At 37.4% G+C, this 23,690-nt stretch carries 24 protein-coding genes and 1 pseudogene; 14 read left to right on the forward strand and 11 right to left on the reverse strand.

The annotated features are described in order from the left end of the window. Positions 1-34: 34 nt before the first annotated feature. The 4 genes from AC25JC_RS12500 to AC25JC_RS12515 all read left to right on the forward strand — a co-directional run bounded on the left by AC25JC_RS12500 (position 35) and on the right by AC25JC_RS12515 (position 2,732). Positions 35-655, forward strand: coding sequence for a hypothetical protein (locus AC25JC_RS12500; protein ID WP_234951613.1), 621 nt, complete (start codon positions 35-37; stop codon positions 653-655). A gap of 20 nt (positions 656-675) precedes the next feature. Next, positions 676-1,758 (forward strand): helix-turn-helix domain-containing protein, encoded by a 1,083-nt coding sequence (locus AC25JC_RS12505; protein ID WP_486924157.1) that lies wholly within the window; start codon positions 676-678, stop codon positions 1,756-1,758. 164 nt (positions 1,759-1,922) lie between these two features. After that, complete coding sequence (locus AC25JC_RS12510) at positions 1,923-2,123, forward strand: hypothetical protein (RefSeq protein ID WP_486924158.1); 201 nt, start codon at positions 1,923-1,925, stop codon at positions 2,121-2,123. 87 nt (positions 2,124-2,210) lie between these two features. Further along, a complete protein-coding gene (locus tag AC25JC_RS12515) occupies positions 2,211-2,732 on the forward strand; it encodes a hypothetical protein (RefSeq protein WP_486924159.1) in 522 nt (173 codons plus the stop codon). Between the two features lie 14 nt (positions 2,733-2,746). On the opposite strand, the gene AC25JC_RS12520 is transcribed toward AC25JC_RS12515, so the two are convergent. Continuing rightward, positions 2,747-3,514, reverse strand: a complete 768-nt coding sequence (locus AC25JC_RS12520) for a hypothetical protein (protein WP_486924160.1) — start codon at positions 3,512-3,514, stop codon at positions 2,747-2,749. A gap of 143 nt (positions 3,515-3,657) precedes the next feature. Here AC25JC_RS12520 and AC25JC_RS12525 point away from each other — a divergent pair, with 143 nt between their 5' ends. Then, positions 3,658-4,467, forward strand: a complete 810-nt coding sequence (locus tag AC25JC_RS12525; protein ID WP_486924161.1) for a BRO-N domain-containing protein — start codon at positions 3,658-3,660, stop codon at positions 4,465-4,467. A gap of 260 nt (positions 4,468-4,727) precedes the next feature. After that, entirely contained in the window at positions 4,728-5,888 is a 1,161-nt protein-coding gene (locus AC25JC_RS12530) for an MFS transporter (protein ID WP_486924162.1), read from the forward strand. A 24-nt stretch (positions 5,889-5,912) separates the two neighbouring features. On the opposite strand, the gene AC25JC_RS12535 is transcribed toward AC25JC_RS12530, so the two are convergent. Further along, positions 5,913-7,295, reverse strand: a complete 1,383-nt coding sequence (locus AC25JC_RS12535; RefSeq protein WP_486924163.1) for a GGDEF domain-containing protein — start codon at positions 7,293-7,295, stop codon at positions 5,913-5,915. Between the two features lie 299 nt (positions 7,296-7,594). Between AC25JC_RS12535 and AC25JC_RS12540 the strand changes: the two genes are divergently transcribed. After that, positions 7,595-8,077, forward strand: coding sequence for a hypothetical protein (locus tag AC25JC_RS12540; protein WP_168379494.1), 483 nt, complete (start codon positions 7,595-7,597; stop codon positions 8,075-8,077). A 74-nt stretch (positions 8,078-8,151) separates the two neighbouring features. Here AC25JC_RS12540 and accC read toward each other — a convergent pair whose 3' ends face one another. The 3 genes from accC to aroQ are packed head-to-tail and all read right to left on the reverse strand — an operon-like array spanning position 8,152 to position 10,418. Next, positions 8,152-9,513, reverse strand: a complete 1,362-nt coding sequence (accC, locus tag AC25JC_RS12545) for an acetyl-CoA carboxylase biotin carboxylase subunit (RefSeq protein WP_111885487.1) — start codon at positions 9,511-9,513, stop codon at positions 8,152-8,154. A 17-nt stretch (positions 9,514-9,530) separates the two neighbouring features. Then, positions 9,531-9,947, reverse strand: coding sequence for an acetyl-CoA carboxylase biotin carboxyl carrier protein (gene accB / locus AC25JC_RS12550; RefSeq protein ID WP_078190790.1), 417 nt, complete (start codon positions 9,945-9,947; stop codon positions 9,531-9,533). 15 nt (positions 9,948-9,962) lie between these two features. Further along, positions 9,963-10,418 (reverse strand): type II 3-dehydroquinate dehydratase, encoded by a 456-nt coding sequence (aroQ, locus tag AC25JC_RS12555; RefSeq protein WP_078190789.1) that lies wholly within the window; start codon positions 10,416-10,418, stop codon positions 9,963-9,965. A gap of 1,118 nt (positions 10,419-11,536) precedes the next feature. Between aroQ and AC25JC_RS12560 the strand changes: the two genes are divergently transcribed. The 7 genes and pseudogenes from AC25JC_RS12560 to AC25JC_RS12590 all read left to right on the forward strand — a co-directional run bounded on the left by AC25JC_RS12560 (position 11,537) and on the right by AC25JC_RS12590 (position 15,967). Next, positions 11,537-11,905, forward strand: a complete 369-nt coding sequence (locus AC25JC_RS12560) for an immunity protein Imm33 domain-containing protein (protein WP_078190788.1) — start codon at positions 11,537-11,539, stop codon at positions 11,903-11,905. A gap of 3 nt (positions 11,906-11,908) precedes the next feature. Beyond that, positions 11,909-12,301: a hypothetical protein gene (locus AC25JC_RS12565; RefSeq protein ID WP_486924164.1), complete on the forward strand. Its 393-nt coding sequence runs from the start codon at positions 11,909-11,911 to the stop codon at positions 12,299-12,301. A gap of 558 nt (positions 12,302-12,859) precedes the next feature. After that, positions 12,860-13,120, forward strand: coding sequence for a hypothetical protein (locus AC25JC_RS12570; RefSeq protein ID WP_486924165.1), 261 nt, complete (start codon positions 12,860-12,862; stop codon positions 13,118-13,120). A 3-nt stretch (positions 13,121-13,123) separates the two neighbouring features. Continuing rightward, the gene (locus AC25JC_RS12575) at positions 13,124-13,879 is read left to right on the forward strand and encodes an ATPase (protein WP_486924166.1); all 756 of its coding nucleotides are present in this window, start codon (positions 13,124-13,126) and stop codon (positions 13,877-13,879) included. Between the two features lie 53 nt (positions 13,880-13,932). Next, complete coding sequence (locus AC25JC_RS12580; protein WP_486924167.1) at positions 13,933-14,148, forward strand: hypothetical protein; 216 nt, start codon at positions 13,933-13,935, stop codon at positions 14,146-14,148. Between the two features lie 219 nt (positions 14,149-14,367). Beyond that, positions 14,368-15,029, forward strand: a pseudogene (locus tag AC25JC_RS12585) (MBL fold metallo-hydrolase); the annotation flags it as partial. A 176-nt stretch (positions 15,030-15,205) separates the two neighbouring features. Then, positions 15,206-15,967, forward strand: coding sequence for an alpha/beta fold hydrolase (locus AC25JC_RS12590; RefSeq protein WP_180086062.1), 762 nt, complete (start codon positions 15,206-15,208; stop codon positions 15,965-15,967). 43 nt (positions 15,968-16,010) lie between these two features. Here AC25JC_RS12590 and AC25JC_RS12595 read toward each other — a convergent pair whose 3' ends face one another. From AC25JC_RS12595 to tssH, 6 genes are read right to left on the reverse strand one after another with little or no spacing between them, the layout of a single operon-like run. Further along, positions 16,011-16,967 (reverse strand): M15 family metallopeptidase, encoded by a 957-nt coding sequence (locus AC25JC_RS12595; protein ID WP_078193371.1) that lies wholly within the window; start codon positions 16,965-16,967, stop codon positions 16,011-16,013. Beyond that, positions 16,964-17,635 carry a hypothetical protein gene (locus AC25JC_RS12600; protein ID WP_180107933.1) on the reverse strand — a complete coding sequence of 224 codons (672 nt, stop codon included), beginning with the start codon at positions 17,633-17,635 and terminating at the stop codon, positions 16,964-16,966. The genes AC25JC_RS12595 and AC25JC_RS12600 overlap by 4 nt, the downstream gene beginning before the upstream one ends. Before the next feature lie 12 nt (positions 17,636-17,647). Continuing rightward, positions 17,648-18,451 (reverse strand): type IVB secretion system protein IcmH/DotU, encoded by an 804-nt coding sequence (gene icmH / locus AC25JC_RS12605; protein ID WP_078190778.1) that lies wholly within the window; start codon positions 18,449-18,451, stop codon positions 17,648-17,650. 9 nt (positions 18,452-18,460) lie between these two features. After that, complete coding sequence (gene tssK / locus AC25JC_RS12610; RefSeq protein WP_078190777.1) at positions 18,461-19,825, reverse strand: type VI secretion system baseplate subunit TssK; 1,365 nt, start codon at positions 19,823-19,825, stop codon at positions 18,461-18,463. Positions 19,826-19,830: 5 nt separating this feature from the next. Next, positions 19,831-20,961 carry a type VI secretion system protein TssA gene (gene tssA / locus AC25JC_RS12615; RefSeq protein WP_078193367.1) on the reverse strand — a complete coding sequence of 377 codons (1,131 nt, stop codon included), beginning with the start codon at positions 20,959-20,961 and terminating at the stop codon, positions 19,831-19,833. Between the two features lie 19 nt (positions 20,962-20,980). Continuing rightward, positions 20,981-23,653 carry a type VI secretion system ATPase TssH gene (gene tssH / locus AC25JC_RS12620; RefSeq protein ID WP_486924168.1) on the reverse strand — a complete coding sequence of 891 codons (2,673 nt, stop codon included), beginning with the start codon at positions 23,651-23,653 and terminating at the stop codon, positions 20,981-20,983. Positions 23,654-23,690 lie beyond the last annotated feature (37 nt).

A 23,690-nucleotide genomic window follows, 5' to 3' on the forward strand; every position in this document is an offset into this window, starting at 1 on the left:
CCACATCTCAAAATTTATTTTTGGACTAATTTGTATGAAAGAAACAAAGTTACATCCTCCATCGGCCTTTGAACCCTTGCTCACAGATGAAGTACTTGAATACTTCGCTACACCAATGCTTGATATTTATTTTGATGTTCACGAAATTTTGAATAGTGAAAATGACAATAACTATACTCGCGGTACAGCAATATTTGGTCGTACGTATGAACAATTTAAAAAATTAATTGTATCAGAGGACTGTCCTGTAGACGTTCACTTAAAAGATGGGACGTTTAGATTCGTTTTTCAAATTGGTTATGCTCAGATTGGTTTCTGTAAAGGCGACTTTACCGATCCTAAATCATTAAAATTAAGAAAATACACGCCAACGAATTATGACCTATTTCAGGTAGATGATAATCAGCCTGTAATTTGGAAGTTCATCTTGAATGAGCCCAAATCAGACGAAGAAGAGGCATTTGTTGAATTTGTAGGCTTTAATTTAGCCACTGTGCCTGTAGCTTATTGGCGATCTAATGACAATCTAGATGGTAATAAGTTACATTTAGTCGATCCAATAACTCCTGAGTCTATTCATTTAGATGCTCCATTGATTGGAGATCCTGATGAAGATGATCTTCAAGATGAAGATTTGGATACCAAATTTAAATAGTAGTAACAAGCAATGTCATTATGAACACGCCTTTTAATGGATTAGAACTAAAGCTTCTGAGACAGTTTAATCAACTGTCTTTGGAAGAGTTAGGTCAGCACCTTGAGTGCACACGGCAGTATGTTCACAAAGTTGAGACAGGGCAGACCATACCTAGTCCTCAATTTATTCAACAAGCTGCCACTTACTTTAATGTTCCTGAAGAGTTATTTACACATGTAAAACCCGTATTGCAGGAAGACCAAATCCACTTTAGAAGTTTGAGATCTACAAAGGTTGCAACAAAACAAGTTGTGATTGCACGTGGAGAATACATTAAGCGTTTGACTGAATATTTGGATTCTAAACTTAGATTGCCTAAATATGATATTCAAGGCTCTGATCGTTCTAGCTCTATAGAAGCTATAGCTGAGCAATGCCGTGCTGATTGGGGGCTTGGTTTAGGCCCTATTAGTAATATGATTCGCTTATGTGAGTCACATGGCGTAGTTGTTACAACTTTTCGCTCATTATCAAGTGAAGTAGATGCGCTTTCTTTAGCAACTGCACGTCCTATTTTTGTTCGTAATGAAGCAAAAGAAAGTGAATGCCGTCAGCGTTTTGATCTTGCTCATGAGCTTGGCCATTTAGTACTTCACGATGGCATGGTGACAGGTGATCGTATTACTGAGTCTGAGGCGAATCAGTTTGCATCTGCGCTATTGATTCCTCAAACAATGATGCGAACTCATTTTCCTACATGGTTTAGAGGTGGTCGTTACAACTGGGCTAAATTAAGTGAGTTTAAACAAACTTGGAAGGTAAGTAAGGCTGCGATTCTTTATAGAGCAAAGTCTTTAGGTTTATTGACTCAAGAACAATACACCAGTGGTGTAATTGCTTTGAGAAAAAATAGTGAATCTATTACTGAAAAAGAAGATCATTTAATTCCTAAGGAAAAGCCTGAGCTCCTTCAAGCCTGTTTTGCTATGCTCGCAAAAAAGAAAATTTTTGCAGAGGATATAGCCCAAGCTTTGGATATGAATGTAGATTTTCTTGAAAATTTAGCTGGAGTGAAGATTTTGGAAAAGCCAAAGCTAAGAGTTGTGGAAGATTGTATATAAGTATCTATTAGGAATCGTGACTTTTGGTTGGTTAATGGAGATAATTACTTAGTTATGGAACCAAACTAGTTGCAGTGGATTGCAAATATCAGTTACTATCTGCGGATAAAATGTGCATATTTGAATTAAAGTATGTTTTTTTAATAATTATCTGAGAAAATGCTATGAATCAAGAGATTATCCAATGGGCAGTTGAATTAAGTTCAAAAGCTAAATTGAGTCCTAGATTTGCAGAAGAATATCAGCAACCTGCTGATAGCCAAAATACTTCTTGTAAACAAGATGACATTGAGGCTTTGTCTAATCATTTTGACACTACGTTTTTAGAAGAAATAAAGGCTTATAAGCATTTATCTGCTTTTTAATTTGATTTATGAAAAAAAACCCAAACATTATGTTTTGGGTTTTTTTATATGATAAATTTTTTCAACTTTAAGTGTTTATGGATCAAAATGTTAACAAGAGTAAAATTAGATAAGGATAAGTTTTTAGAAATACTTGAAGTTATTCAGACTAGTATTTTGGGGTTGATAAGGGAAGAAGGAAAAATACCTGTTTCAGTTATTGAGCCTATGAATGAACAATGGGCTGATGTGATTAACAGACACTATCCAGAAATCTATACTCAGACACATGAGAAGATTAATAAATATCTCAACTTTTACAACGTATATCCTGAGTCACAAAATTGTGATGAATTCAAATACGTATATTTTATTGGATTAACTGTTGCAAACAAATTAAAAGAAGAGGGGATGATTGATCATACGAAATATCATCTTAGAGCGATACTTCGATTGCTGGATTATAGATTATTGAGTCCATATAATGCATATAGACCGCAATTATCTGAAAGAATTCAGAAAGCAATTGAGAACCACAAAGTGTATGAACACTATGGTGAATTTGGGTGGTATTTATTATATAAATGTTTATATAATGCTGCAGCAGAAGCACATAAAAAAGCACCCTAAGGTGCTTTTTTTAATTACATTTCACTTTCAGGATAATCGCTTAAGAGACTAAAAAACGTACCCCTTGACTCGGATGTCAAATGTTGAATAGGTAGATATTTTAATTGTGAAACAGCATTTATTGGGTTCCAGCTTGAAGTAAAAGGGGCTGCCTGAGTAATAAAATAAGCTTTATTAGACTTAATAGCAGTATCCAGAACTTCTTTAACCTCTAAATATCTCGGACGTCTTTGAGCTGTTAAGAATAATCCATCGAATATAACATATGCAGTTGTTTGGGCTAGTTCAACAATAGCAAGAGCACCCATTAGCGGTAAATTCGTCTCGGGACCGTCATTTCTGCTAAATCCATTGATCGGTTCGTGAGATGTTGCAAAAAGAATAATTTGTATACATTCGGGTAATTTAAAGTAATTAATTAAATTATAACAATTATTAGTGGTATTACTTTCTATATATCTCACAGCAATAAAGTTTTCATTATCACTATAAGCTGCATTTTCAATGTTTGTGTGCGGCAATAATTTTTTGAAAAGCTCTTCGCGTTCGCGACTTTGATTTATTACATGTTGTGAAAATGCTTGAGATATTTCAGGGATAGTTGATAAGTGAATATCTTTAGACACTTTAATTCCTTTATCAATTAAATCTAGCATTGCTGTATTTAAAGATAAATTATTTTTTTCTGCATAATCAACAATCTCATTGTGTTGATCTTGAGGAATCCGAATTTGTGTTCGTTTCCATTCATCCTGATTTTGAGGGCGTGTCTTATCTGACATTTGAAACTCAATAACTTAATTATTGACACTAGATTAGTATCATATTAGAGTGATGTCAATGTCACTAAATTAGTGACAATAAAAAAGCCCCTGAATCTTGGCGGACTAGGGGCTTTTATCTAATCCCTGAACGGAGACAAGACATGAATAGTCTAGCATTATCATTTAATGATGTGAACTTGAAACCATTACCATCTAATGATCATCATTTATGGATCGGCTCAACCCAAATTGGGTTAGCCTTAGGATATGCCAATCCTGAAACAGCTATAACGAAAATTTTTAATCGTAAGTCTGATGAATTTACTTCTGATATGACACGTCTAGTTGAAGTGCAGACGAATGGTGGTGTTCAGCAAATTAGAGCTTTCTCTTTACGAGGTTGTCATCTCATCACATTCTTTGCCCGCACACCAGTCGCCAAAGAATTCCGCAAATGGGTACTCGACGTACTAGAAAAAGAAGTTCTGCAGCAACAAATCGACACTCGCGTAAAAATCAATGCAGAGCAGCAGGCGGAACTAAAGGAGATTGTCGACCGACGTGCTCAAGGTGAACGCAGACTTCATGCAGAAATGTGGTCACGTCACAACAAACACTTCCGCATCACACGTTATAGCGATCTGTTGGCCATACATTTCCAAGACGCAGTGAATTACCTAGAAACATTAGAAGTTAAGTCAAAAGGGAGCATCTATATAGATGAAAAACAATCCCTAGAAATGCTCTGCGTACATGCTCGATTCTTTCAAGCATGGTGGAATACACATAGCCCAGCATTGGCCAAACTCAATCCATTACTGGTGACAATGCTCAACGACAATATGTTTTCTATGAGCAGTGCTATATCAGACGTGAGTAAAAAATGCGGATTCACAATGCCAAACTATGATTACGACCACATGTTCGAACTCAAAACACTGCCGCATGAGCGATACAAATTGCTCAAGTAATAAATAGACCGTCCGGAAGGGCGGTTTTTTATTAACATATGAGAATTTTAATTAGTAAAAATAAATTATTGTTTAATAATTAGAATAGTATAAAACATGAATATTTTGATAAAAGTATACAAATTTTGAAATAATTTAATTAAAATAAATTTGTATACTGATTTGTATACTCGCCATATCCTAACTAAGCCTTTTAGCTGCAAAAGCATACAACTCTGAAAAGTTTATAACCTACTGTAAATACTAAGGAATACAGCTTGATGCTTAACATTCCAATCCAAACAAAACTCGGTGGATTCTACTTTTTCTATTATTCAATAGTGGGTACATTCATGCCGTATTGGAGTTTGTATCTAGAGGATCAAGGGTTTAATTATCAAGAAATAGGTATTTTATCTTCGATTGCAATTGTCACACGTTTTTTTGCACCGTTTATTTGGGGTTGGATTGCAGATAAATCCGGCAAGCGCATGCTTTTAGTCCGAATAGCAACATGGATGGAAGCCTGTATTTGGTTTCTGATTTTTATAATTCCCAACAGTTTTCAGTCTGTTGCATTACTCATGCTGGTTTTTAGTTTCTTTCAAAATGCTATATTGGCTCAGTTTGAAGGAGTAACTTTATTTTGGTTAGCTGAGCTGCGTGCAGAACTTTATGGAAAAGTCAGAAAATGGGGATCAGTTGGCTTCATTGTTGGGGTATTTGGAATAGGGGCTTTGCTAGAAATAATACCTGTTTCAATGCTACCTATCATGTTGTTATGCATTGCATTTCTCGCATTTATTTGGTCATTTACGATTAAAGAGCCCGCTACTGCACCATCTTCACAGAAAAAACTTGAACCACTTTGGCCTATCTTAAAACGACCAGCTGTAGCGAGTTTTTTTATCATTGAATTTTTTCTGCTCTTTTCGCATGCACCGTTTTATAGTTTTTATAGCAATTACCTTATGCAGGCTGATTTTTCGACGAGCCAAATCGGTTTTTTATGGTCTGTCGGAGTCATTGCAGAAATCATTATGTTTGCCTATGCCAATGTCTTTTTTAATCGATATTCTTGGCGTAACTTAGTGCTCATTTGTTTGGGGCTAACAGGGATGCGATGGTTGATTGTAGGCTTATATCCGACGGTGTTTATCACTCAATTTGCTGCGCAAACGATTCATGCCTTTAGTTTTGGATTATTCCACTTAATCGCTATGCGAATCATTTTTCAAAATTTTACCGCAAGTCAACAAGGGCGTGGTCAAGCGCTATACAGTACCATGTGGGGCTTAGGTGTTGCGAGTGGCAGTATTTTAGCAGGTCGATATTGGGACATGCTTTCGGGACCCGTTATTTTTATGATCGCAGGACTGGCGGTTATACCTGCCATGTTTTTGGTCGTGGGCTTGCCTAAAACGATCCAAAAGCCAACTTAAAACAATTCAGTATTTTGATAAATCTCAATGAACTAAAATCACCTGATTACGGCCGAGCTCTTTGGCTTGATATAAGGCCTGATCGGCTTGATTTATCATACTTTGCAAACTTGGAGCATTGGGCAAAGACTGATGAATCAGACCAATACTCACCGTAATATAAATCGTATTTTGTTCATCAATGATGATTGGCGTAGTTTCAACGACTTTTCGGATACGCTCAGCAATACCTTGAGCTTCAGGTGCTGCAATGTTCGTGAGTAATACACTAAACTCTTCACCACCAATACGTGCAAATAAATCTGTTTCACGTAAATTCTTACGCACAACGCTCGAAAATTCTTGTAAAACTTGATCACCGACATAATGCCCATATTGATCATTCAATTTTTTAAAATGATCGATATCCATCATGATAATGGAAAAATTGAGCTGAATTTGGTTTTGTAGGTAAAGCTCACCTTGCTCGAAAAAATATCGACGATTCATCGCATGCGTTAAACTATCATGATTTGCAAGGTATAAAACCTCTTTATATAGTTCGTGCCGATTTCGGCTAATAATACAAAGAATCAACGGCGAGAGAATCAGCATGGCTAGGCCAATACGAACTGAAATTGCTGTCGATAAATAGGCTAATGAAGAATCGTGTAAGTAGAACGCATTTAAATTGTAATAGGTCGCTAAAATTACCACGGCATTAATTAGGGATAAGGTAAATAAGCGATAGGTTAATGCTGCCCAAATCAAAGCCGCTAAAGGGTAGAGAATTGCCCCTGGACCTGCAGAAACGGCTGTTAAAAATACACAGAAGACAACTGCAATTGCCGGAAATATTTTATTGATCTGAAAGCTTTGATGACGTCGATCTTTGAAATAAAGTTTAAGATCGGCCAGTTTAGGAAAAGACAGAATAAGCGGTAATATAATCAGCGCATTTAATATTTCAGTAATCCACCACATACCAAAATCAATCGATAATCTATCGGTCGACATAAACGTGTTGGGGATATAAGGCACGGTGAAAATAGCAAAAAGAGCACCAGTAAGACATCCGCCGCAGGCGATGATGACAATCATGGTCAGAAAGGTGAAACCTCTATTATAGTTTTGATAGTTCACCTGAAAATATCGCATAAAAAATAGCGATACCATGCTGTTGGTTAAATTTGAAAAAGTGAGAAATAGGGTGAGTTGGAAATAATTGCTTGTCACTAAATCTGCGAGCATATAACCAGTAAATGCACCTAACCATCCCCCTAGATTACTGAGTTTGGGAAACCTTAAGAATAATGCTAACAATACTGCATTCGCAGGCCAAAAAATCGCTAAATAGCTTAATGGGCGGGTGAAAATACCGATTAAGCAGCAGCAAAGAATAACTGCAGCGACTATTACAAAAGCCATGCTGTGGCGTGCATTAAGCGGAGCAAGACTATTCGAATGCAGTTTCATTAGCTTATGTAAGCCTAGGTTAAATATGGGAGAATTCGTTTTTTTCGTATATTAAACGATAAAAAAGATTTTATATTATTTTATTGTAAATAGTGTGATTTGTTTGGCATTTAGCTAATTTGTAGTTTCGTTAATGGAGATTGATTTTCTGGATAAAGATGAAAAATGATTGTTATGAAAATGTGATAAACCGCGGATTTGTAAAAAAATGTGTTACTTTAAGAGCATGATTTATATGACTGATTAAATGTATGAAAATAGCATATCTTACAGTTTTACTCATGTTGAGTTCATCGTTGGTGATGGCGGCAGATAATAAGAATACAACTCAAAATTCAGAGGCTAAAAATCAAGTTGAAGCTATAAATAGCTTTAGGGTGACAACACGTTCTGAATTGGTTGGCTTATGGGGCATGGAAATTCCGACCAACAAAAAGTGCGTCGAATATTATAATTTTAAGAGCAATAATGATGTAGTGATCAAAAGTGGTGAAGAGTGGTCATCTGGGGTATATGACTATCAACCTGCGCAAGATCCGAATGTGCAAATTCCAGCACTGATTTTACAAGTAAAATATGACAATAATCAGATGGATTGTTCGGGCAATATTCAAGATCAAACCGGCGAAATTTCACAGTACTTTGTAAAGTGGAAAAGTCCATCGGTTATTAATTTCTGTGCCAATGATCAGGCTCAGCAGTGTTTTGCGACATTGCGTCGAGTTTTGCCTTAAGTATGACATATTGATATTTCTTCTTATAAAAATAAAAAACCACTCATTTGAGTGGTTTTTTTGACGTTGAAGATTTATTTATCTTCATGTCCTTCGACTTTCTTTAATAGATGCTTTTCAAGATAGTGAATATCCATTGCTTGTTCGCAGAAATTTTTATCTTGAAGAATCAAATCTTTATGTAGCGGAATATTGGTTTTCACGCCAGTTAAGATAATCTCTTCTAGAGCTTGTTTCATGCGCGCAATAGAGGTTTCACGATCTTTACCATGCGCAATGAGTTTTGCAATCATTGAATCATAGTATGGCGGGATACTATATCCTTGATAGATATGAGAATCTAGTCGGATACCTGCGCCGCCCGGTGCATAGAAATGATCGATTTTGCCCGGTGAAGGCATAAATGTAGATGGATCTTCCGCATTAATACGACATTCAATCGCATGACCTTTAAGTTGAATATCTTCTTGTTGAAGATCCAAACCTAAACCGGCAGCAATGCGTAATTGTTGCTCGATAATATCTACGCCAGTCACTTGCTCAGTAACAGGATGTTCTACTTGTACACGAGTATTCATTTCAATAAAGAAGAATTCACCTTCTTCAAATAAGAACTCGAATGTACCAGCACCACGGTATTGCATTAATTTACAAGCATTTACACACGCTTCAAGAATATGCGCACGTGCTTCTTCAGGTAAACCCGGTGCAGGCGCTTCTTCAAGCACTTTTTGATGGCGACGTTGCAATGAACAGTCACGATCATAAAGATGAATTGCATGGCCATTACCATCTGCAAGAACTTGCACTTCGACATGGCGTGGCTTTTGAAGGAAACGTTCCATATAAACGGTGTCGTCACCAAACCACATTTCCGCATCACGTTGAGCAGCTTGTACAGATTCGAGTAGCGTGTCTACACGTTCAACGATACGCATACCACGACCACCACCACCAGAGGCAGCTTTTACGATCAATGGAAATCCAATTTCTTTGGCTTCTGCCAATGCATTGTGAATCGTTACAGCATGGTCACAACCCGGAACAGTCGGTACACCAGCTTTTTTCATCGCAATAATGGCAGAAACTTTGTTCCCCATTAAGCGAATGTGTTCAGGACGCGGACCGATAAAGATAAAACCTGAGTTTTCTACAATTTCAGCAAACTCAGCGTTTTCAGATAAGAAACCATAACCTGGATGGATGGCATCTGCACCGGTGATTTCAGCCGCTGTAATAATGGCAGGGATATTGAGATAACTTTCGCTGCTGGCACCTGGTCCAATACACACTGCTTCGTCACAGAAGCGTAAGTGCATTAGGTCTTTGTCGGCATCGGAATAAATCCCTACGGTTTTAATTCCTAAAGTTTTGCAAGCGCGGGTGATGCGGAGCGCAATCTCACCACGGTTTGCAATTAAAACTTTTTGCAACATTGTGATTCCCCGTGGTCTTAAGCGCGATAGCGGAATAATGGTTGACCGAATTGGATCACTTCGCCATTTTTAACCAAAATTTCTTCAATTACACCGCTTTGAGTTGCTTCAATTGGGTTCATGATTTTCATTGCTTCGATGATACCGAGTGTTTCACCAGCAGATACAGTTTGACCAACTTTCACAAATGGTGCTTCACCTGGATTTGGCGCAGCATAGAACACACCAACCATAGGAGACGGCTCAACAGCACCACGTGGTGAACGAGGTGCAGCAGGCGCAGCGGCAGGTGCAGCCATAGCAGGCGCAGCGGCAGCAACTACTGGATTGCGACGAGTTAGAGCAATCGATTGATCGCCTTCTTTAACTTCAATCGCCTGTAAGTCAGATTCAATCATCAAATCGATGAGTTTCTTGATTTTACGGATATCCATGAACAGTATTCCTAATTAAGATTGAGAAGTTGGTTGAATTTTTTCGATGGCGAAGTCTAGTGCTGCGGCATAACCTTTTGCACCTAAACCACAAATAACGCCAACGGCTTTATCAGATAGATAGGAGTGATGTCTAAATGCTTCGCGAGCGTGGACATTTGATAGATGTACTTCGATAAACGGAATGGCTACACCTAGAAGGGCATCACGCACAGCAACCGAAGTATGTGTTAGGGCTGCTGGATTAATAATGATGAATTGAACGCCTTCTTGTTGCGCTTGATGAATTCGGTCGACAACAGCGCCTTCCCAATTACTTTGGAAAGTGTCGAGAGAAATGGAAGCGTTTTGAGCCTGTGAAATCAGTTTTTGGTTGATATCTTCAAGTGTCAGATAGCCATAAACTTCGGGTTCACGTTTTCCCAGTAAGTTGAGATTCGGTCCATGAATGACCAAAATGGTCGAGCTCATTCAGCCTGCTCCAATAAAAAGTTGCAAATTTACTTTGCAAGATACCTGCAAAGTTTGCTCATTATGGCATAAAATTCCACATTTTTTTTATAATTTCTTTGAATTGACGTGAAAAGCATGTGCCGAGAATGTGCTATATAATGCGAACTTTGCAGAGAATTGGCAATGTTAAAAGATTACATTTTTATCATTATATTGTAGGACATCATTTTAAACCCAATTGGCTAAAACTGTTGATATCTTTTGTGTAAACTTGCTTTATCGTGGTGCATTCGTGTAGCAATAACCAGTACAAATGATTTGAAAGGTGAGATGGCTTGTACATTTGTCTTATAGATCGTCAGTTGAACAGCCTACGCATGCATAGCCGTAAAGATGGTATTTATACAGCGACTTAAAAAATTCTAAGGTTTAACTTATTTCACGCGTAAAGGAATCTAAATTGTTCTCAGTTCTCAATCGAGTTATTTGAAAGAATAAATCAGGTTTGTGTGCTAAGTATATAAAAATTAAAAGATAGTTACTTTTTTATGGTTTATAAAGCATATTTCTAGGCCAATGAAATGTTTTTCATAGATGATAGGGCTCAAGCTAGATATTTTGTTTGCCTTAGCGAATTAAATATTCTGTGGGAGCATTTCCTTATAAGTAGGCAGCTTTAGATATGATGAACATTTATTGCCTTGCTAAGTCATACTTTATAGACCTATATATAAGCGTATTAACCATCCTGTGTATTTTCTAGTCAGTGTTTTGAATGTATGAAGCGTGCAAGGCATTGACGATTTCTTTCATAAATCATGTAAGTTTGGAAAATCGGGTATTTGTCCAAATTTGTACAGGTATTGGCAAAAGTTAAATCTGTGGTGGTAAAGAAGCTTGCTGTTTGCATGCTGATTCTATTTTTTATTCGTCTATTACTGTGTTTTAGCGGTATATGTGTTGAATAAGTTTCCTTTCTTCTTGTTTATACTTTTAGGTGGAATCTACCGCATTGAGTCTTTTTCTATAAATGAATTGATAAAACAAGGCTCGAATGCTTTCCCGCGGAAAAAATTTATCTATATAAGTGTAATTCACGGTAGAATGCCCGAAACCTATATGGCCTGAGAACAAACATGGCAAAACATACGCAAAATTCCTCACCTTTGGCAGAATTGATTGCAGAACAAAAGCTTTTATGTGAAGAAGTGGGTTCCGCATATGTAGAAGTGCAGGGCGATGATGTAATTGCGGTGGCTGTTCATACCTTAAATAAAGATCCAATTGTTGGTATTCGTAAGCCTGCAGAAGGTGATGAAAATGTCAGTTGGTATATTTATGGTGGTGAGCTTGAAGGCGCAGATAACTTTGAAACAATGACTGTGCGTAAACTGCAAGATGTTGTGCCTGAAGTGCTACCGTATTTAGCTTTGGATGTAGGCTATCGTTTTATGATCGATGCTGATGATTATGAAGATGTCTGGAAAGAAGGTGATGAGGCTTAATTTATGCATTCTCCGTTGATGTATAAACTTTATGTCCTTATTTTCTCTGTGTTTACTGCTTCTGTAGCATATGCAAATGTGAATGAAGCGGTTACTCCACAACTGACTCAAGCTGAATATAATGCTCAGATAAAAGCATATACTGAGCAAATTAATTCAACCAAAGCTATTTTGGATGATCCTGCATCTACAGCAACGGGTCAGCAGCAAACTCAAGCTTTTTGTTTAAGATTGAATGCATATCGACAGATTTTAGAAATTTCTCAGCAAAACTCAGCTCTTGAAATGGCCAATCTAATGCGAGTGGCCTCACAGCACTATTTACAACAACAGCAACAGAGTGTGCAGTCATCTGGCTTAAACGAAAGTGCATTTTGTTCGAGTCCTACAAAATAAATTGAAACGTAAATTTTTTCTACTATTTTTAAAACTCTAGCCTCACTTTCTTTCATTTTGTTCTATTTTTCAAAATTATTACAGCATTATTCACTATAGGTGCAGTTTCTAATAATCTTAGAAGTTGAAAATGTAGATTGTCAGAAAATGATATAAAATATGCTTAAAATGACAAGTCCATCACATTATTATGATCAAGTTAGAACGATTTATATGCAACAAACATCCCTGGTCCTGTTGCATAGGTCAGTTCTAATACATCAACTTGTTGATGTCGTTCTCTTTTGGCCACTGAATAAGTGGCTATTTTTTTGTGAAAAATTAAATGCTTAATCAGATTATAAATCGAATTTGGATAAAATTTAAATTATTCATGATGTGGCATCCCCATACATTGACTCATATGTGCAGTTTGGTTCGAGGAATACAATCAAATGATTAAATCACTTTGTATTTTTATCATTTCACTCTCGGTATGAGTGATGGATAAATAGACAAATATTGCAAGTATGATAAGATGATTGAACACATTATTTTTGATGTTTGAGGAGTTGTTACATGACAGCTTATACTTCAGTAATGAAAGCAAGCCAATATGAGGACGATATGATCCCGAGCCTTGCTATCCATGCATTTCGCCATGCTTTTGAACAAGCAAGTGCGTCATCCACTGTGGTTTATGTAAAAGGTCTACAACTGGTTCAACGTCTGCAAAATGGTCAAGAAGTACAATTAAAAGATGTATCAGCCGACTTCGTACAAGTGGATGATCTACCAAAAATTTTAAAACGTAAAAAGAAAACAGAGGAAATTGTTTAATACATGCCTCCACAACCTCGCATTAGAATGTTCGCGGGTCCAAATGGTTCAGGTAAAAGCACAGTTAAAGAATATTTATTGCCCCATCATATTGGGGCATATTTAAATGCGGATGAACTCGAAGCTCAACTGAAACATTCACACCGGCTCAATTTGTTGGATTATCATCCCGCTTTAAAATCCGAAGCACTAATTGACTTTCTATATACGAAAAAGCGTCCCGCTGATGGAGCATTTATTCCGCTATTAGCACGTAAACCTCAGATATTAGATCCGTGGAAAATTGAGTTTCATCCAGATCAGATTGACTCATATCTTTGTGCAAGAATTATCGATTACATTCGTTTGCAGTTTTTAGAACTAAAAATTAGTTTTACCTTTGAAACGGTGATGTCCCATATTTCAAAGGTGGAGTTTCTACGCGAAGCAAAAAGAAAAGGCTTTAAAACCTATCTGTATTATGTTTCCACTATTGATCCTGTTATCAATATTTCACGTGTTCAGTACCGAGTGAAAACGGGTGGACATGGTGTTCCAGAACAAAAAATTCGCGAACGTTATTATAGAAGTATGGATTTGTTAATGCAGGCGGTAGAAGCAACGGATCGAAGTTATTTATTTGATAACTCTGCCGATGGACAGCATGCTTCTTTCATTGCTGAAATTGAACAAGCTGAAATTTTAAAGATGAATTCAGGTATTCAGCGTTTACCGTGGTGGTTTGTAGATAAGGTGCTTAAAGAGTTTGAGCCAAATTAATATCAACTGAACGTAATATAAAACAACATAACAGGCTGAACTTATGCAGAATAATGACTATAAATTACAACAACATGCAAACTCATCTTGATCAAGCCATTGAGCCGCAAGTTGAACAAGAACAGCAAAAAAATAGTACATCATCTGATCCGTTGTCTTCTGTAGATTTGACTGACTTAGCTGAAATTGGTTCGAATATTATAGAATTGGGCTCAGATGCTTTAACGTGGGTGAGCGATGCACTCAGCGATATTAGTATTGATCTATAAATTATTTATTATTTCAATTAACTTCATAATAAACAGCCTTTATTGAAAAATCTCCGAGGATATATTTCGTGATTTTTCAAGTTTATAAATTAATTCTAAATAAAACTAATCAAACACTCTTGAAACGTTAAATTTTTCAATCAGGAAAGGCATGTCAGAATGAATATTTAGACTGGCGGCAGTTGGTTACTTCAAGAAAATAGCCTAAGTATATAATAGATTTTAGAAATGCATGTGCACGCAGATCACTTAACTGCATCTCAATATTTAAAAAAGTTCTTGATGGTAAAATTGCGATGAGCTATAACATCAAGATTGTGCAGGAAACATTCAGCGCCATTTATAATTTTGATGTGAAATATTTTAATTCACATCAGTCATTTGATTATTTATTTGCAGATCATGAGGCATTTAGAATCGGTGAGTTAAATGCCTATAACATTCCAACGCCTGGACATACACCTGCTTGTCTGAGCTATGTGGTTGGTGATGATGCTGTGTTTGTCGGTGATACCTTATTTATGCCTGATTATGGCACAGCACGCTGTGATTTTCCCAAGGGCAGTGCGGAAGTATTATTCGACTCTGTACAAAAGATTTATCAGTTAGCACCTGAAATGCGCGTGTTTTTATGTCATGCAAAATACTGCTGCGAAAGCAGTGTGCATGCGCAAAAACAGCAGAATATTCATATCCACGTTGGTACGAAAAAAGAAGATTTTGTCACAATGCGAACTCAGCGTGACGCAAATTTGGCTATGCCAAAACTGATTTTACCTGCAATACAAATCAATATGGATGCAGGTAAATTTCCAAAACCAGAAGGGAATGGTATTCGCTATTTAAAAATTCCTTTTAATCACTTTAAATCTGCAAATTAAAGACAAAGAACCTTTAGGTTGAATGCGGTTGGCTATTTCACTTAATAAAATAGCCTAAGCAAGTTAATTAATTGCCACCTAAAAATAGCCTAAGTAGGATTAATAAGTTTTAACTGTCATTTGATTTCATTCATTCAACTAGGCATCATTATATCAACATAGCAAAGTATTCAAAAATGATCCTAAATTACGAATATCATCAAAAATTAGAAGGCGAAACGCACCCGCTAGTCTTTATTCACGGTTTATTTGGCAGCCTCAGTAACTTAGGGATGCTTGCCAGAGCTTTTCAAAATTCACATTCTGTCATTCAGCTTGATTTACGAAATCATGGTAAATCACCTCAAAGTACAGAAATGAATTATCGTGAGATGGCAAACGATGTACTTGAGACATTAGATGTAATTGGCATTGATAAGTTTTCAGTGATTGGCCATTCCATGGGAGGCAAGGTCGCAATGCAATTGGCTTTAATCTCAGAGCGGGTAGAGCAACTTGTTGTATTGGATATCGCACCCTTTGCATATCAAGAACGTCATCATGATGAAATATTTAAAGCTTTGATCGCTGTACAAAATGCACAAATTCAATCTAGACAGCAAGCGGTTGAAATTATGCGTGAGTATATTCATTCGGATATGGTTATACAGTTTCTACTCAAATCGTTTAGTAAAGGACAATGGTTGTTTAATGTAGATGCGTTGTATAAACAGTATGACCAGATTATTGGTTGGGAAAATATCGGAAATACTTGGCAACAGCCTGTATTGTTCATCAAAGGTGGAGAGTCACCTTATATTTCAAACACGGAACATACTAAGGCGATAGAACACCAATTTCCACATGCGAAAATTGTAGAAATAGAAGGTGCAGGCCATTGGTTACATGCAGAAAAAACAACTGACGTTTTAGAGCAAATACAAAATTATTTAAATTAATACGGTGTGCCTTCAATTATATTTTGCAGGCACAACATCGAAATTACTCAATCGAAATATTATTGGCTTGAAGCTGACCTTCAGAGGTAAGTAGTGCCGCCATCTCTGCAGTTTTTTTCAGGCCTGGCATACGATATTCAGTATGACCATAATCTTGAATAGATTTCCAGCGTCCACCCCATGTTAAACCGACAGACTCAGCGGCTTGACCATAAAGTTGATAACCACGCATAGCCCAAGGGTCTCGTTCAGTAATGACCACTTTGCCATTGCGTTTAAAGGCGACATCAGCTGCTAAACCAAACTGATGATAACTTTGGAAACCACGGGCACGAGTGGTATTTTTATTGGTGGCTAAATTATTTTGACGTTCAGGACTACGATAACCTTCAAGCAAAACCATTTCATAACCATGCTGTTCACGCATAATTTTAAATACCATTAATAAGCGCTGCTTATAACGAGGGTTCATTTTATGCCATTTACGATCTGCTGAAGGCACATCTGTAGAATATGAATGCGTATGTATATCTTGAACTTCTGGATTGAAACTTGAGGCCATAACAGATGGCTGCTCAATCATTGCTGCTTCTTCAGCGATCGCTTCTTGAACAAGATATTCTTCAACCTCAGGAGGCGCATCTAAAACCTGTCCATCAAGCATGGCGTAAATTTGTGGGTCGACTTTACGCAAATAATCAGCTTCCACTTTACTTGCAGTAATCGGGCGAGTAAAAGCAAATAATAAAATACTGGCAAACAGTAAGAAGCCTGCAAATAAAATCCACCATTGTTGTAAATGCCAGTGTGATTGAATTTGTTGTGGTGCTGCTGCATAGTTCAGTTCATAAGCAAAATTTTTGGCGTGCTGAATTCTTTTTTTACTTTGTGGAATGATTTGAAAGAAAAAATCCTGAACTTTAACTCTGAGTTCATAAGAAAAACAAAGCACTGTCACCAGTGCTAAGACAAAGAAACAACTAACCAAAAAAATGATCATGGGGAAACTGTAGCGCTCACAGTCGCATTAGCAGTGTTTGTTGTAGCAACCACTTTCGGACGTTTGGTTTCAGAAATTTGCGTTCCGCCCATCGGCTCTTCGAAGTACTCATCTTCTTTTACTGCTTTCGTAGATGGCTCTGTAGGCTTGGTCACCTTGGCTGTTGTTGGCGCAGCTTTAGGTTTTGCTAATGTGGTTGGAATATGTTGTTTAACGGTTGTTGTAGCAGCTACAACAGGGCGCTGCGGTTGGGTAATTTCAAAAGGCGAACGGTTATTCGCTACAGCTTGAACAGGCTGAGTCACTTTTGTTGTATTTCCATGATTGAAAGCGGTAGCTAAATCATTCGAATATAAACCATTATCCGGATCTTTTTCTTCAGTTACATGAACGGTTTGCGGTGCTTTTTCAGCTGAAGCTTGCTCATTTTCACTTTGACGGGGCGCAGCGGATGCCTCAGTTTCAGTTTTATCTTCAGTTGGAGCAGAAGTAGTCATCTCTGTATTTGCAGGCTGATCGTCAGAACTTAGATAAAAATATCCCAGGCCAGCAACAATAATGACCGCTGCACCAACAAGAAAGCCAATCGCAGCATGAGCTAAAGGCGGTAAATTATTCTTTTGAGTCGACTGTAAAATTCTAACGTTATTCGATTTTTCGTTTGCCATGGTGTCTAAGTCTTATGGTAAATGAATAGTGATATAAGCCTGTTCCGATGGTGCAGTTATGACATTTTGATATTGTGATAACGCCTGATTATTTTGACTGGATAACATATATTTCAGTCCACCAAATGCTAATACAGCAAACAATGCCCAAAAGATAATGATCCAAAAAAATGGTAATTCACGGTGAATAATGTTTTTAATTTGATCCGGCAGTGCCGCGAAAGGCGAAAACGCCTTTTTACCTTTCATATAATCAATTTCATCACCGACACGTGCAACGAGTGAATTGAGCATTTCAATCGATTCAAGTCGGTATTTACCATGAAAACCAAGTAGCATGCAGTAATGATAAACTTCAAGTGCTGCTAAACGATCTTTATTCTTAGAACGAATTTGCTCTAAATTTTCAAAAAAGCGGTAACCCGCAAGCTGTGAACCAAAAAGACTTAATTGCAATGGATTCATCATCCAATTGTTTTGTAAATCAAAAAAGCGTGCATCTTGTTGGGTGACAATGGTTTCATCTAATAAAGCGCAATAGGCATATTTTGCGTCCGTAATATCTTCATTGCTGAATTGAAGCTTACGGGCTTGGCTTTCAAATCGGTTTAATAGATCCATAATTTTTGTCCTGAAACTTTCAGGGCTGGATGGAACATATTGATTTTTGAGTAAAAATACGATGTAAAAACCATCATGCAGTAGATCAACTAAATTGGTTGAACTGTTGATTTTCGGTTCAGCACTTGGTTTTGAAGAGCCTAATCCAATTTGACCATCGTCAAAAAGTGAAGGGGCATTATTTGAAATATTCATGATTGCTCCTTAACCATTCATCACTGCAATAAGTTCAATCGAGATATCTTGGAAGCCAGCTGGTATGTAAACGCAAATCGATTCAGAATCAAGCATACGTTGATACAAATCATTATTTGGCTCAACTTCAAAATAACTCACACCTGAACGTACTGGAATTGCTGTTGGCACTTGCATCATATGTTGCAATGGCACAGCCGGTAATGCCGCCATGACACGCTGTTCAACATCAACGGTATTACCGACTTTAAAGCGCAGCGGTACATAAGAAATAATGTCATGTGTCGGCATCACGCTACTTGAAACAGCTAAATACAGGCGAGAATCACGAGTAATTTTGTCACTTTCAAGACTGCCCACCCAGTAGGATTGACGGGTTTCTTTCAAGTTAATACTGATATATCGATTTGAAATAATCGTATCGAGCAACTCACGTAAAATCACATCTAATTGAGCAAAACTTTCTTGCAAATTATGATGTTGATACTGTGGGAGTTGATCTACTTCATAAGCTGTAGAGAAGGTGAGTAAAGAACCTGTCAGACGTAATAATTCAAAATACAAACGTTCAGGATGAATCATTGGATATTGCAATAAATGGTTTAATGTTGCATGTGCAGTATTTAGCGCATTAACCAACCAAAATGACACAATATCACCTGAACGGAATTCAATTAACTTTTGTTCGTTTTCACGATTATTCGATTGAATGGTTTTAATTTTAGCTTTGATGATATTGAGCGTTCGTTTGAGCCCAGTAATCAGCGAATCACACGAACTAATATGTAATATTGGTGGGATAAATTGATAATCTAAGACAAAATTACCTGAACTTTGGCGCTTGATTCGGCCTATAGGCATGTAAAGAAAACCATCAAGATTGTGCTGTGGTTCTTGGCCTAATTCAAAGATTTTAAACTCTGCACGGCGGCGTAATAAAGTGATTTCAGCAGCCGTCGCATCTGTAAACAAATCATGAGTTTCAGTCAAATGTGAATGATAACGACTTGATTGGGTATTTTCTTCAAAATTGACGTTTCGTTTATTCGGTTGAACGATCGGTAATGCTAAATAAATTTGCATTTCACCACGTAAATTTAATGAATCAAGTAGTACAGGCTCAGGTAATAAGTCTTGTGCAGGCGCCTGATAAATCTCGCCATCTTGCCAAATCATTTCAACTTTATTTAAAGCCAAAGTATTGGTACTGAGTTGTGATTCATCAAAAATTAAACTTTGAATACCATAAGCGAACGGTATTGTTGCGCGAACCGTATGGTTTAAACGCTGTTCATGATAAGCATCTTGTAATTGAAAGTGTTGTGGGCGTAAAAATAATCCTTCGCCCCATAAAATTTTTTCTGCTTTAAACATTGTTTTTACCAGTCGCTATTCGATTCATTGCTTTGTTGCTGAACACCTAACATTTCTTGTACAGCTTCAAGAGGGTTTTCATCCTTAATCACATGAGTTAACCATTCATGTAGAGGCATTTGTGACCATTTAATGGTTTTTTGCAGCATATAACTGACAGGGCTATGCGGCTCATTCACTTGAAAATAGTCAGCAATATCTTGCAAGACTTTCATGGCTTGTTCACGATTTTCAAGATGATTTTGCACTTGAGGTTTAAACTGCTGTGTATGCTGTTGTTGTATTATTTGCATATCATTCTGCACGGAAGTTACAGTGGAAAGTGTCTGGCTTTCAATTGGAGAATTTGATTGAACCTGTTCAGCACTCGATGAATTGATAAAAGCATCTGCTTTATAGATTTTTTTTAAGCTCAAGTGAATCATTTCGATTTGAGAGTCAATGCCAGCAAAGCTTGGCGCATCTAAACCCATCAAATCATCAAGAGTCGTTTTTAAGTTTTCCCAATGGTTTAAAATATCTAAAAACTGTTGGTAATACTGGTATTGAATTGATTTTGACGTATTGAACAAGGCATGTTCAAACTGTTCCATACCATTAAATGACTCTTCTTGATCATCATCTTCATGGTTGGATTTACGTCTTTGGTTTTGAACATGAAGTAGTCGATCATAGTCGGATAGGGAATAAGCTGCCGCGCCATGAACGATTGAAACTGATTTAATTAATGTTGGGATTTGATTAATTATCCCTTGTAATAAACCTAGACGTTGATCAAGGTCATCATCTTCAATTTCAGGATGAAGTTGTAGCCAAAAGTCTTGCAAACTTTTTTGTGTAAGTTCAATCCCTTTGGCAATCCCTTCGAAACCATGAATGTGAGTCCACGCTTCAAGCAACCAACCATATAAGCGAATATCTTTTGTATGTTCGCGAAGTAGATCTGACGATTTTTGGTGCACAAAGCCCCAATCTGCCTGTTTTGGTTCTGCGATCCAGTCGCCTTGATCCAAGAGCGGGTCATCTTGTGTTTTAGCTTTTTTAATTGCATGAAAATCATTTGAAAATGAAAAATCACTACCGCAAGGTAAATCATCCGTAATCGGTTGCAATAAAGCGTCGAGCTCTAAACTCATATTCTACATCGTTCCTAACTTATGCTTCTAAGGTTTTGGTCTTTTTGCTGCTGCGTTTTTTCGCAGGTTTACCTTTAGGATCTAAAACATAAATAATTTCATCGTCTTTGACATCGATTTCAATGACTGATGGAATCTTTTGTTCACTCATCGCCATCAACAATTCAGTGGCTAAAGCAGGTAAGACCGTCGCATTTAAAATGTTGTCGACATTACGCGCACCACTATCGACCTCAGTACAGCGACTTAATAATAATTCGACTAAATCATCGGTATAGCGTGTTTGCGTACCATATTGTTTTTCAATACGCGCGGTGATTTTGCCTAATTTATGCTGAATAATGCGTACAAGCAGATCATCGTGCAATGGGAAATACGGCACGATACGCATACGACCTAAAAATGCCGGCTTAAATTGTTTATATAAAGCTGGTTTTAATACATCTAGAAGTTCTTCTGCTGACGGCCATTCTTCTACTGGCTGATTTAAACAAGCCTGCATAATGGCACTAGAGCCAACATTTGAAGTCAGCAGGATAGTGGTATTTTTAAAGTCAATAACACGACCTTCACCATCTTCCAAAGTACCTTTATCGAATACTTGGTAGAATAGCTCTTGAACATCGCTGTGTGCTTTTTCAATCTCATCGAGCAAAACCACACTATATGGATTTCGGCGAACTGCTTCTGTCAGTACGCCGCCTTGGCCATAACCGACATAGCCCGGAGGGGCACCTTTTAAAGACGACACGGTATGTGCTTCTTGATACTCAGACATGTTAATGGTGATTAAATGAGACTCACCACCATATAACTCGTTTGCTAACGCAAGTGCAGTTTCGGTTTTACCCACACCACTTGGGCCAACCAGCATGAAAACGCCTTGAGGTTTATTTGGATCTTCCAATTTTGCCTTGGAGGTTTTAATGCCTTGTACCAGTTGATGCAGTGCATAATCTTGACCCATCACACGTTGTTCTAACTGTGCTTCAAGCTTCAAAATTTGCTGAATTTCATCATTAACCATTTTACCAACAGGGATGCCGGTCCAGTCTGAAATGATTTCATTAATAATTTGAGCATTTACACGTTCAAAAACCAGCGGCGTTTGACCTTGTAAAGTTGCCAGTTGGTTACGAATATTGCTTAAAGTTTCAATATTTTCTGGTTTTTGCTCGGACTCTTGTTCAAGCGTTTTAATCTGTTGAACGATTTCGAGTTCTTTTTTCCACTGCGTTTCTGTCGACTGAATTTCTTGTTCAAGCGCGGATATTTGTGTTTTTACACTTTCAATGCGTTCGTGGTGAATAGGAATATTCTTATGTTCATTTTCAAGAATCGCCAATTCAAGCTTCAAATTATGTAATTGAGCTTGAAGTTGATCCAATTTTACAGGTTGTGCATTTTGCGTTAAAGCTACACGTGCAGAAGCCGTATCTAAGACACTTATCGCTTTATCAGGTAATTGACGGCCAGTGATATAACGGTGTGATGCATGGACTGCAGTAACGATAGCTTCATCGTCAATTTGTAAATTGAAATGTTTTGCCATCACGGGAATCATGGCACGCAGCATATCGATTGCGACTTCTTCAGTCGGTTCTTCAACCTGAATTACTTGGAAGCGTCGGCTTAATGCGGCATCTTTTTCAAAATACTGCTTATATTCAGCCCATGTGGTTGCGGCAATGGTTCTTAACTCACCACGTGCAAGCGCCGGTTTTAACAGGTTTGCTGCATCATTTTGACCTGCTTGACCACCCGCACCAATCAACGTGTGTGCTTCATCAATAAATAAAATGATTGGATGTGCAGAGGCTTGAACTTCATGAATAACTTGTTTTAAGCGATTTTCGAATTCACCTTTAACACTGGCGCCCGCTTGTAGCAAGCCCATATCTAAAGTGTGGATGCTGACATTTTTTAAAGCATCTGGAACTTGGTTGGTTGCAATTTTTAATGCAAGACCTTCAACAACGGCCGTTTTACCAACACCAGGCTCACCCGTTAAAATCGGATTGTTTTGACGACGACGCATCAAAATATCGAGCATTAAGCGGATTTCAAACTCACGACCAATCACAGGATCAATGCCACCATTTTTAGCTTTTTCAGTAAGATTAATGGTGTATTGGTCTAGAGCTGGTGTTTTAACTGGCGTAGTTGCATTCGTTTGTACTGCTGATTTTTCATCAAGTGATGCTGTTGCTAAATCTTCATTTTCAATGCTTTTTAGGCAAAGATCTAAAAATTTATGTTTAATCGTATCTATAGGTAATAAATCGAATAGAGAAGAAGCTCTTGCTGCGATTTGGTATAAATCTGGCGCGGTAAGCAGTGCAACAAGTAAATGACCACTACGAATTTGTGGATTTTGTTCAGCAGATGCTAATAACCAAGCTTGTTCAAGTAAGCGCACAATGGATTGGGCAAAAATCGGGGTGCGCGTATTTCCTTTTGGAAGTTGAGCGATACTTTCTTTGAGGTCATCTGCCAAACCGTCTGCAGAAACTTTGTATTTTTCTAAGAGTATTTGAAGATCATTTTTATTGTTATAGGTTAATAATTCGAGTAAAAAATGTTCAATTTCGATTTCATAATTTTGCTGTGAAATACATGTATTGGCTGACTTTTCGAGTGAAATGCGGGCGTGAGGTGAAAGTTTAGTAATTAAAACTTTTAAATTATTCATAAATAACTCATCAAATTTAGAATCCACAGTACGAAAT

It is taken from the genome of Acinetobacter sp. P37 (assembly GCF_057480965.1).

What these genes read in the sequence shown, in the direction of transcription:
- accB (WP_078190790.1), bottom strand. Translation starts at nt 9,947, where the DNA reads ATGGATATCCGTAAAATCAAGAAACTCATCGATTTGATGATTGAATCT.
- tssH (WP_486924168.1), bottom strand. Translation starts at nt 23,653, where the DNA reads ATGAATAATTTAAAAGTTTTAATTACTAAACTTTCACCTCACGCCCGC.
- AC25JC_RS12515 (WP_486924159.1), top strand. Translation starts at nt 2,211, where the DNA reads ATGTTAACAAGAGTAAAATTAGATAAGGATAAGTTTTTAGAAATACTT.
- AC25JC_RS12575 (WP_486924166.1), top strand. Translation starts at nt 13,124, where the DNA reads ATGCCTCCACAACCTCGCATTAGAATGTTCGCGGGTCCAAATGGTTCA.
- AC25JC_RS12520 (WP_486924160.1), bottom strand. Translation starts at nt 3,514, where the DNA reads ATGTCAGATAAGACACGCCCTCAAAATCAGGATGAATGGAAACGAACA.
- AC25JC_RS12510 (WP_486924158.1), top strand. Translation starts at nt 1,923, where the DNA reads ATGAATCAAGAGATTATCCAATGGGCAGTTGAATTAAGTTCAAAAGCT.
- AC25JC_RS12565 (WP_486924164.1), top strand. Translation starts at nt 11,909, where the DNA reads ATGCATTCTCCGTTGATGTATAAACTTTATGTCCTTATTTTCTCTGTG.
- AC25JC_RS12530 (WP_486924162.1), top strand. Translation starts at nt 4,728, where the DNA reads ATGCTTAACATTCCAATCCAAACAAAACTCGGTGGATTCTACTTTTTC.
- AC25JC_RS12540 (WP_168379494.1), top strand. Translation starts at nt 7,595, where the DNA reads ATGAAAATAGCATATCTTACAGTTTTACTCATGTTGAGTTCATCGTTG.
- aroQ (WP_078190789.1), bottom strand. Translation starts at nt 10,418, where the DNA reads ATGAGCTCGACCATTTTGGTCATTCATGGACCGAATCTCAACTTACTG.
- AC25JC_RS12505 (WP_486924157.1), top strand. Translation starts at nt 676, where the DNA reads ATGAACACGCCTTTTAATGGATTAGAACTAAAGCTTCTGAGACAGTTT.
- tssA (WP_078193367.1), bottom strand. Translation starts at nt 20,961, where the DNA reads ATGAGTTTAGAGCTCGACGCTTTATTGCAACCGATTACGGATGATTTA.
- AC25JC_RS12570 (WP_486924165.1), top strand. Translation starts at nt 12,860, where the DNA reads ATGACAGCTTATACTTCAGTAATGAAAGCAAGCCAATATGAGGACGAT.
- accC (WP_111885487.1), bottom strand. Translation starts at nt 9,513, where the DNA reads ATGTTGCAAAAAGTTTTAATTGCAAACCGTGGTGAGATTGCGCTCCGC.
- icmH (WP_078190778.1), bottom strand. Translation starts at nt 18,451, where the DNA reads ATGAATATTTCAAATAATGCCCCTTCACTTTTTGACGATGGTCAAATT.
- AC25JC_RS12535 (WP_486924163.1), bottom strand. Translation starts at nt 7,295, where the DNA reads ATGGCTTTTGTAATAGTCGCTGCAGTTATTCTTTGCTGCTGCTTAATC.
- AC25JC_RS12580 (WP_486924167.1), top strand. Translation starts at nt 13,933, where the DNA reads ATGACTATAAATTACAACAACATGCAAACTCATCTTGATCAAGCCATT.
- AC25JC_RS12595 (WP_078193371.1), bottom strand. Translation starts at nt 16,967, where the DNA reads ATGATCATTTTTTTGGTTAGTTGTTTCTTTGTCTTAGCACTGGTGACA.
- AC25JC_RS12500 (WP_234951613.1), top strand. Translation starts at nt 35, where the DNA reads ATGAAAGAAACAAAGTTACATCCTCCATCGGCCTTTGAACCCTTGCTC.
- AC25JC_RS12600 (WP_180107933.1), bottom strand. Translation starts at nt 17,635, where the DNA reads ATGGCAAACGAAAAATCGAATAACGTTAGAATTTTACAGTCGACTCAA.
- AC25JC_RS12525 (WP_486924161.1), top strand. Translation starts at nt 3,658, where the DNA reads ATGAATAGTCTAGCATTATCATTTAATGATGTGAACTTGAAACCATTA.
- AC25JC_RS12560 (WP_078190788.1), top strand. Translation starts at nt 11,537, where the DNA reads ATGGCAAAACATACGCAAAATTCCTCACCTTTGGCAGAATTGATTGCA.
- tssK (WP_078190777.1), bottom strand. Translation starts at nt 19,825, where the DNA reads ATGTTTAAAGCAGAAAAAATTTTATGGGGCGAAGGATTATTTTTACGC.
- AC25JC_RS12590 (WP_180086062.1), top strand. Translation starts at nt 15,206, where the DNA reads ATGATCCTAAATTACGAATATCATCAAAAATTAGAAGGCGAAACGCAC.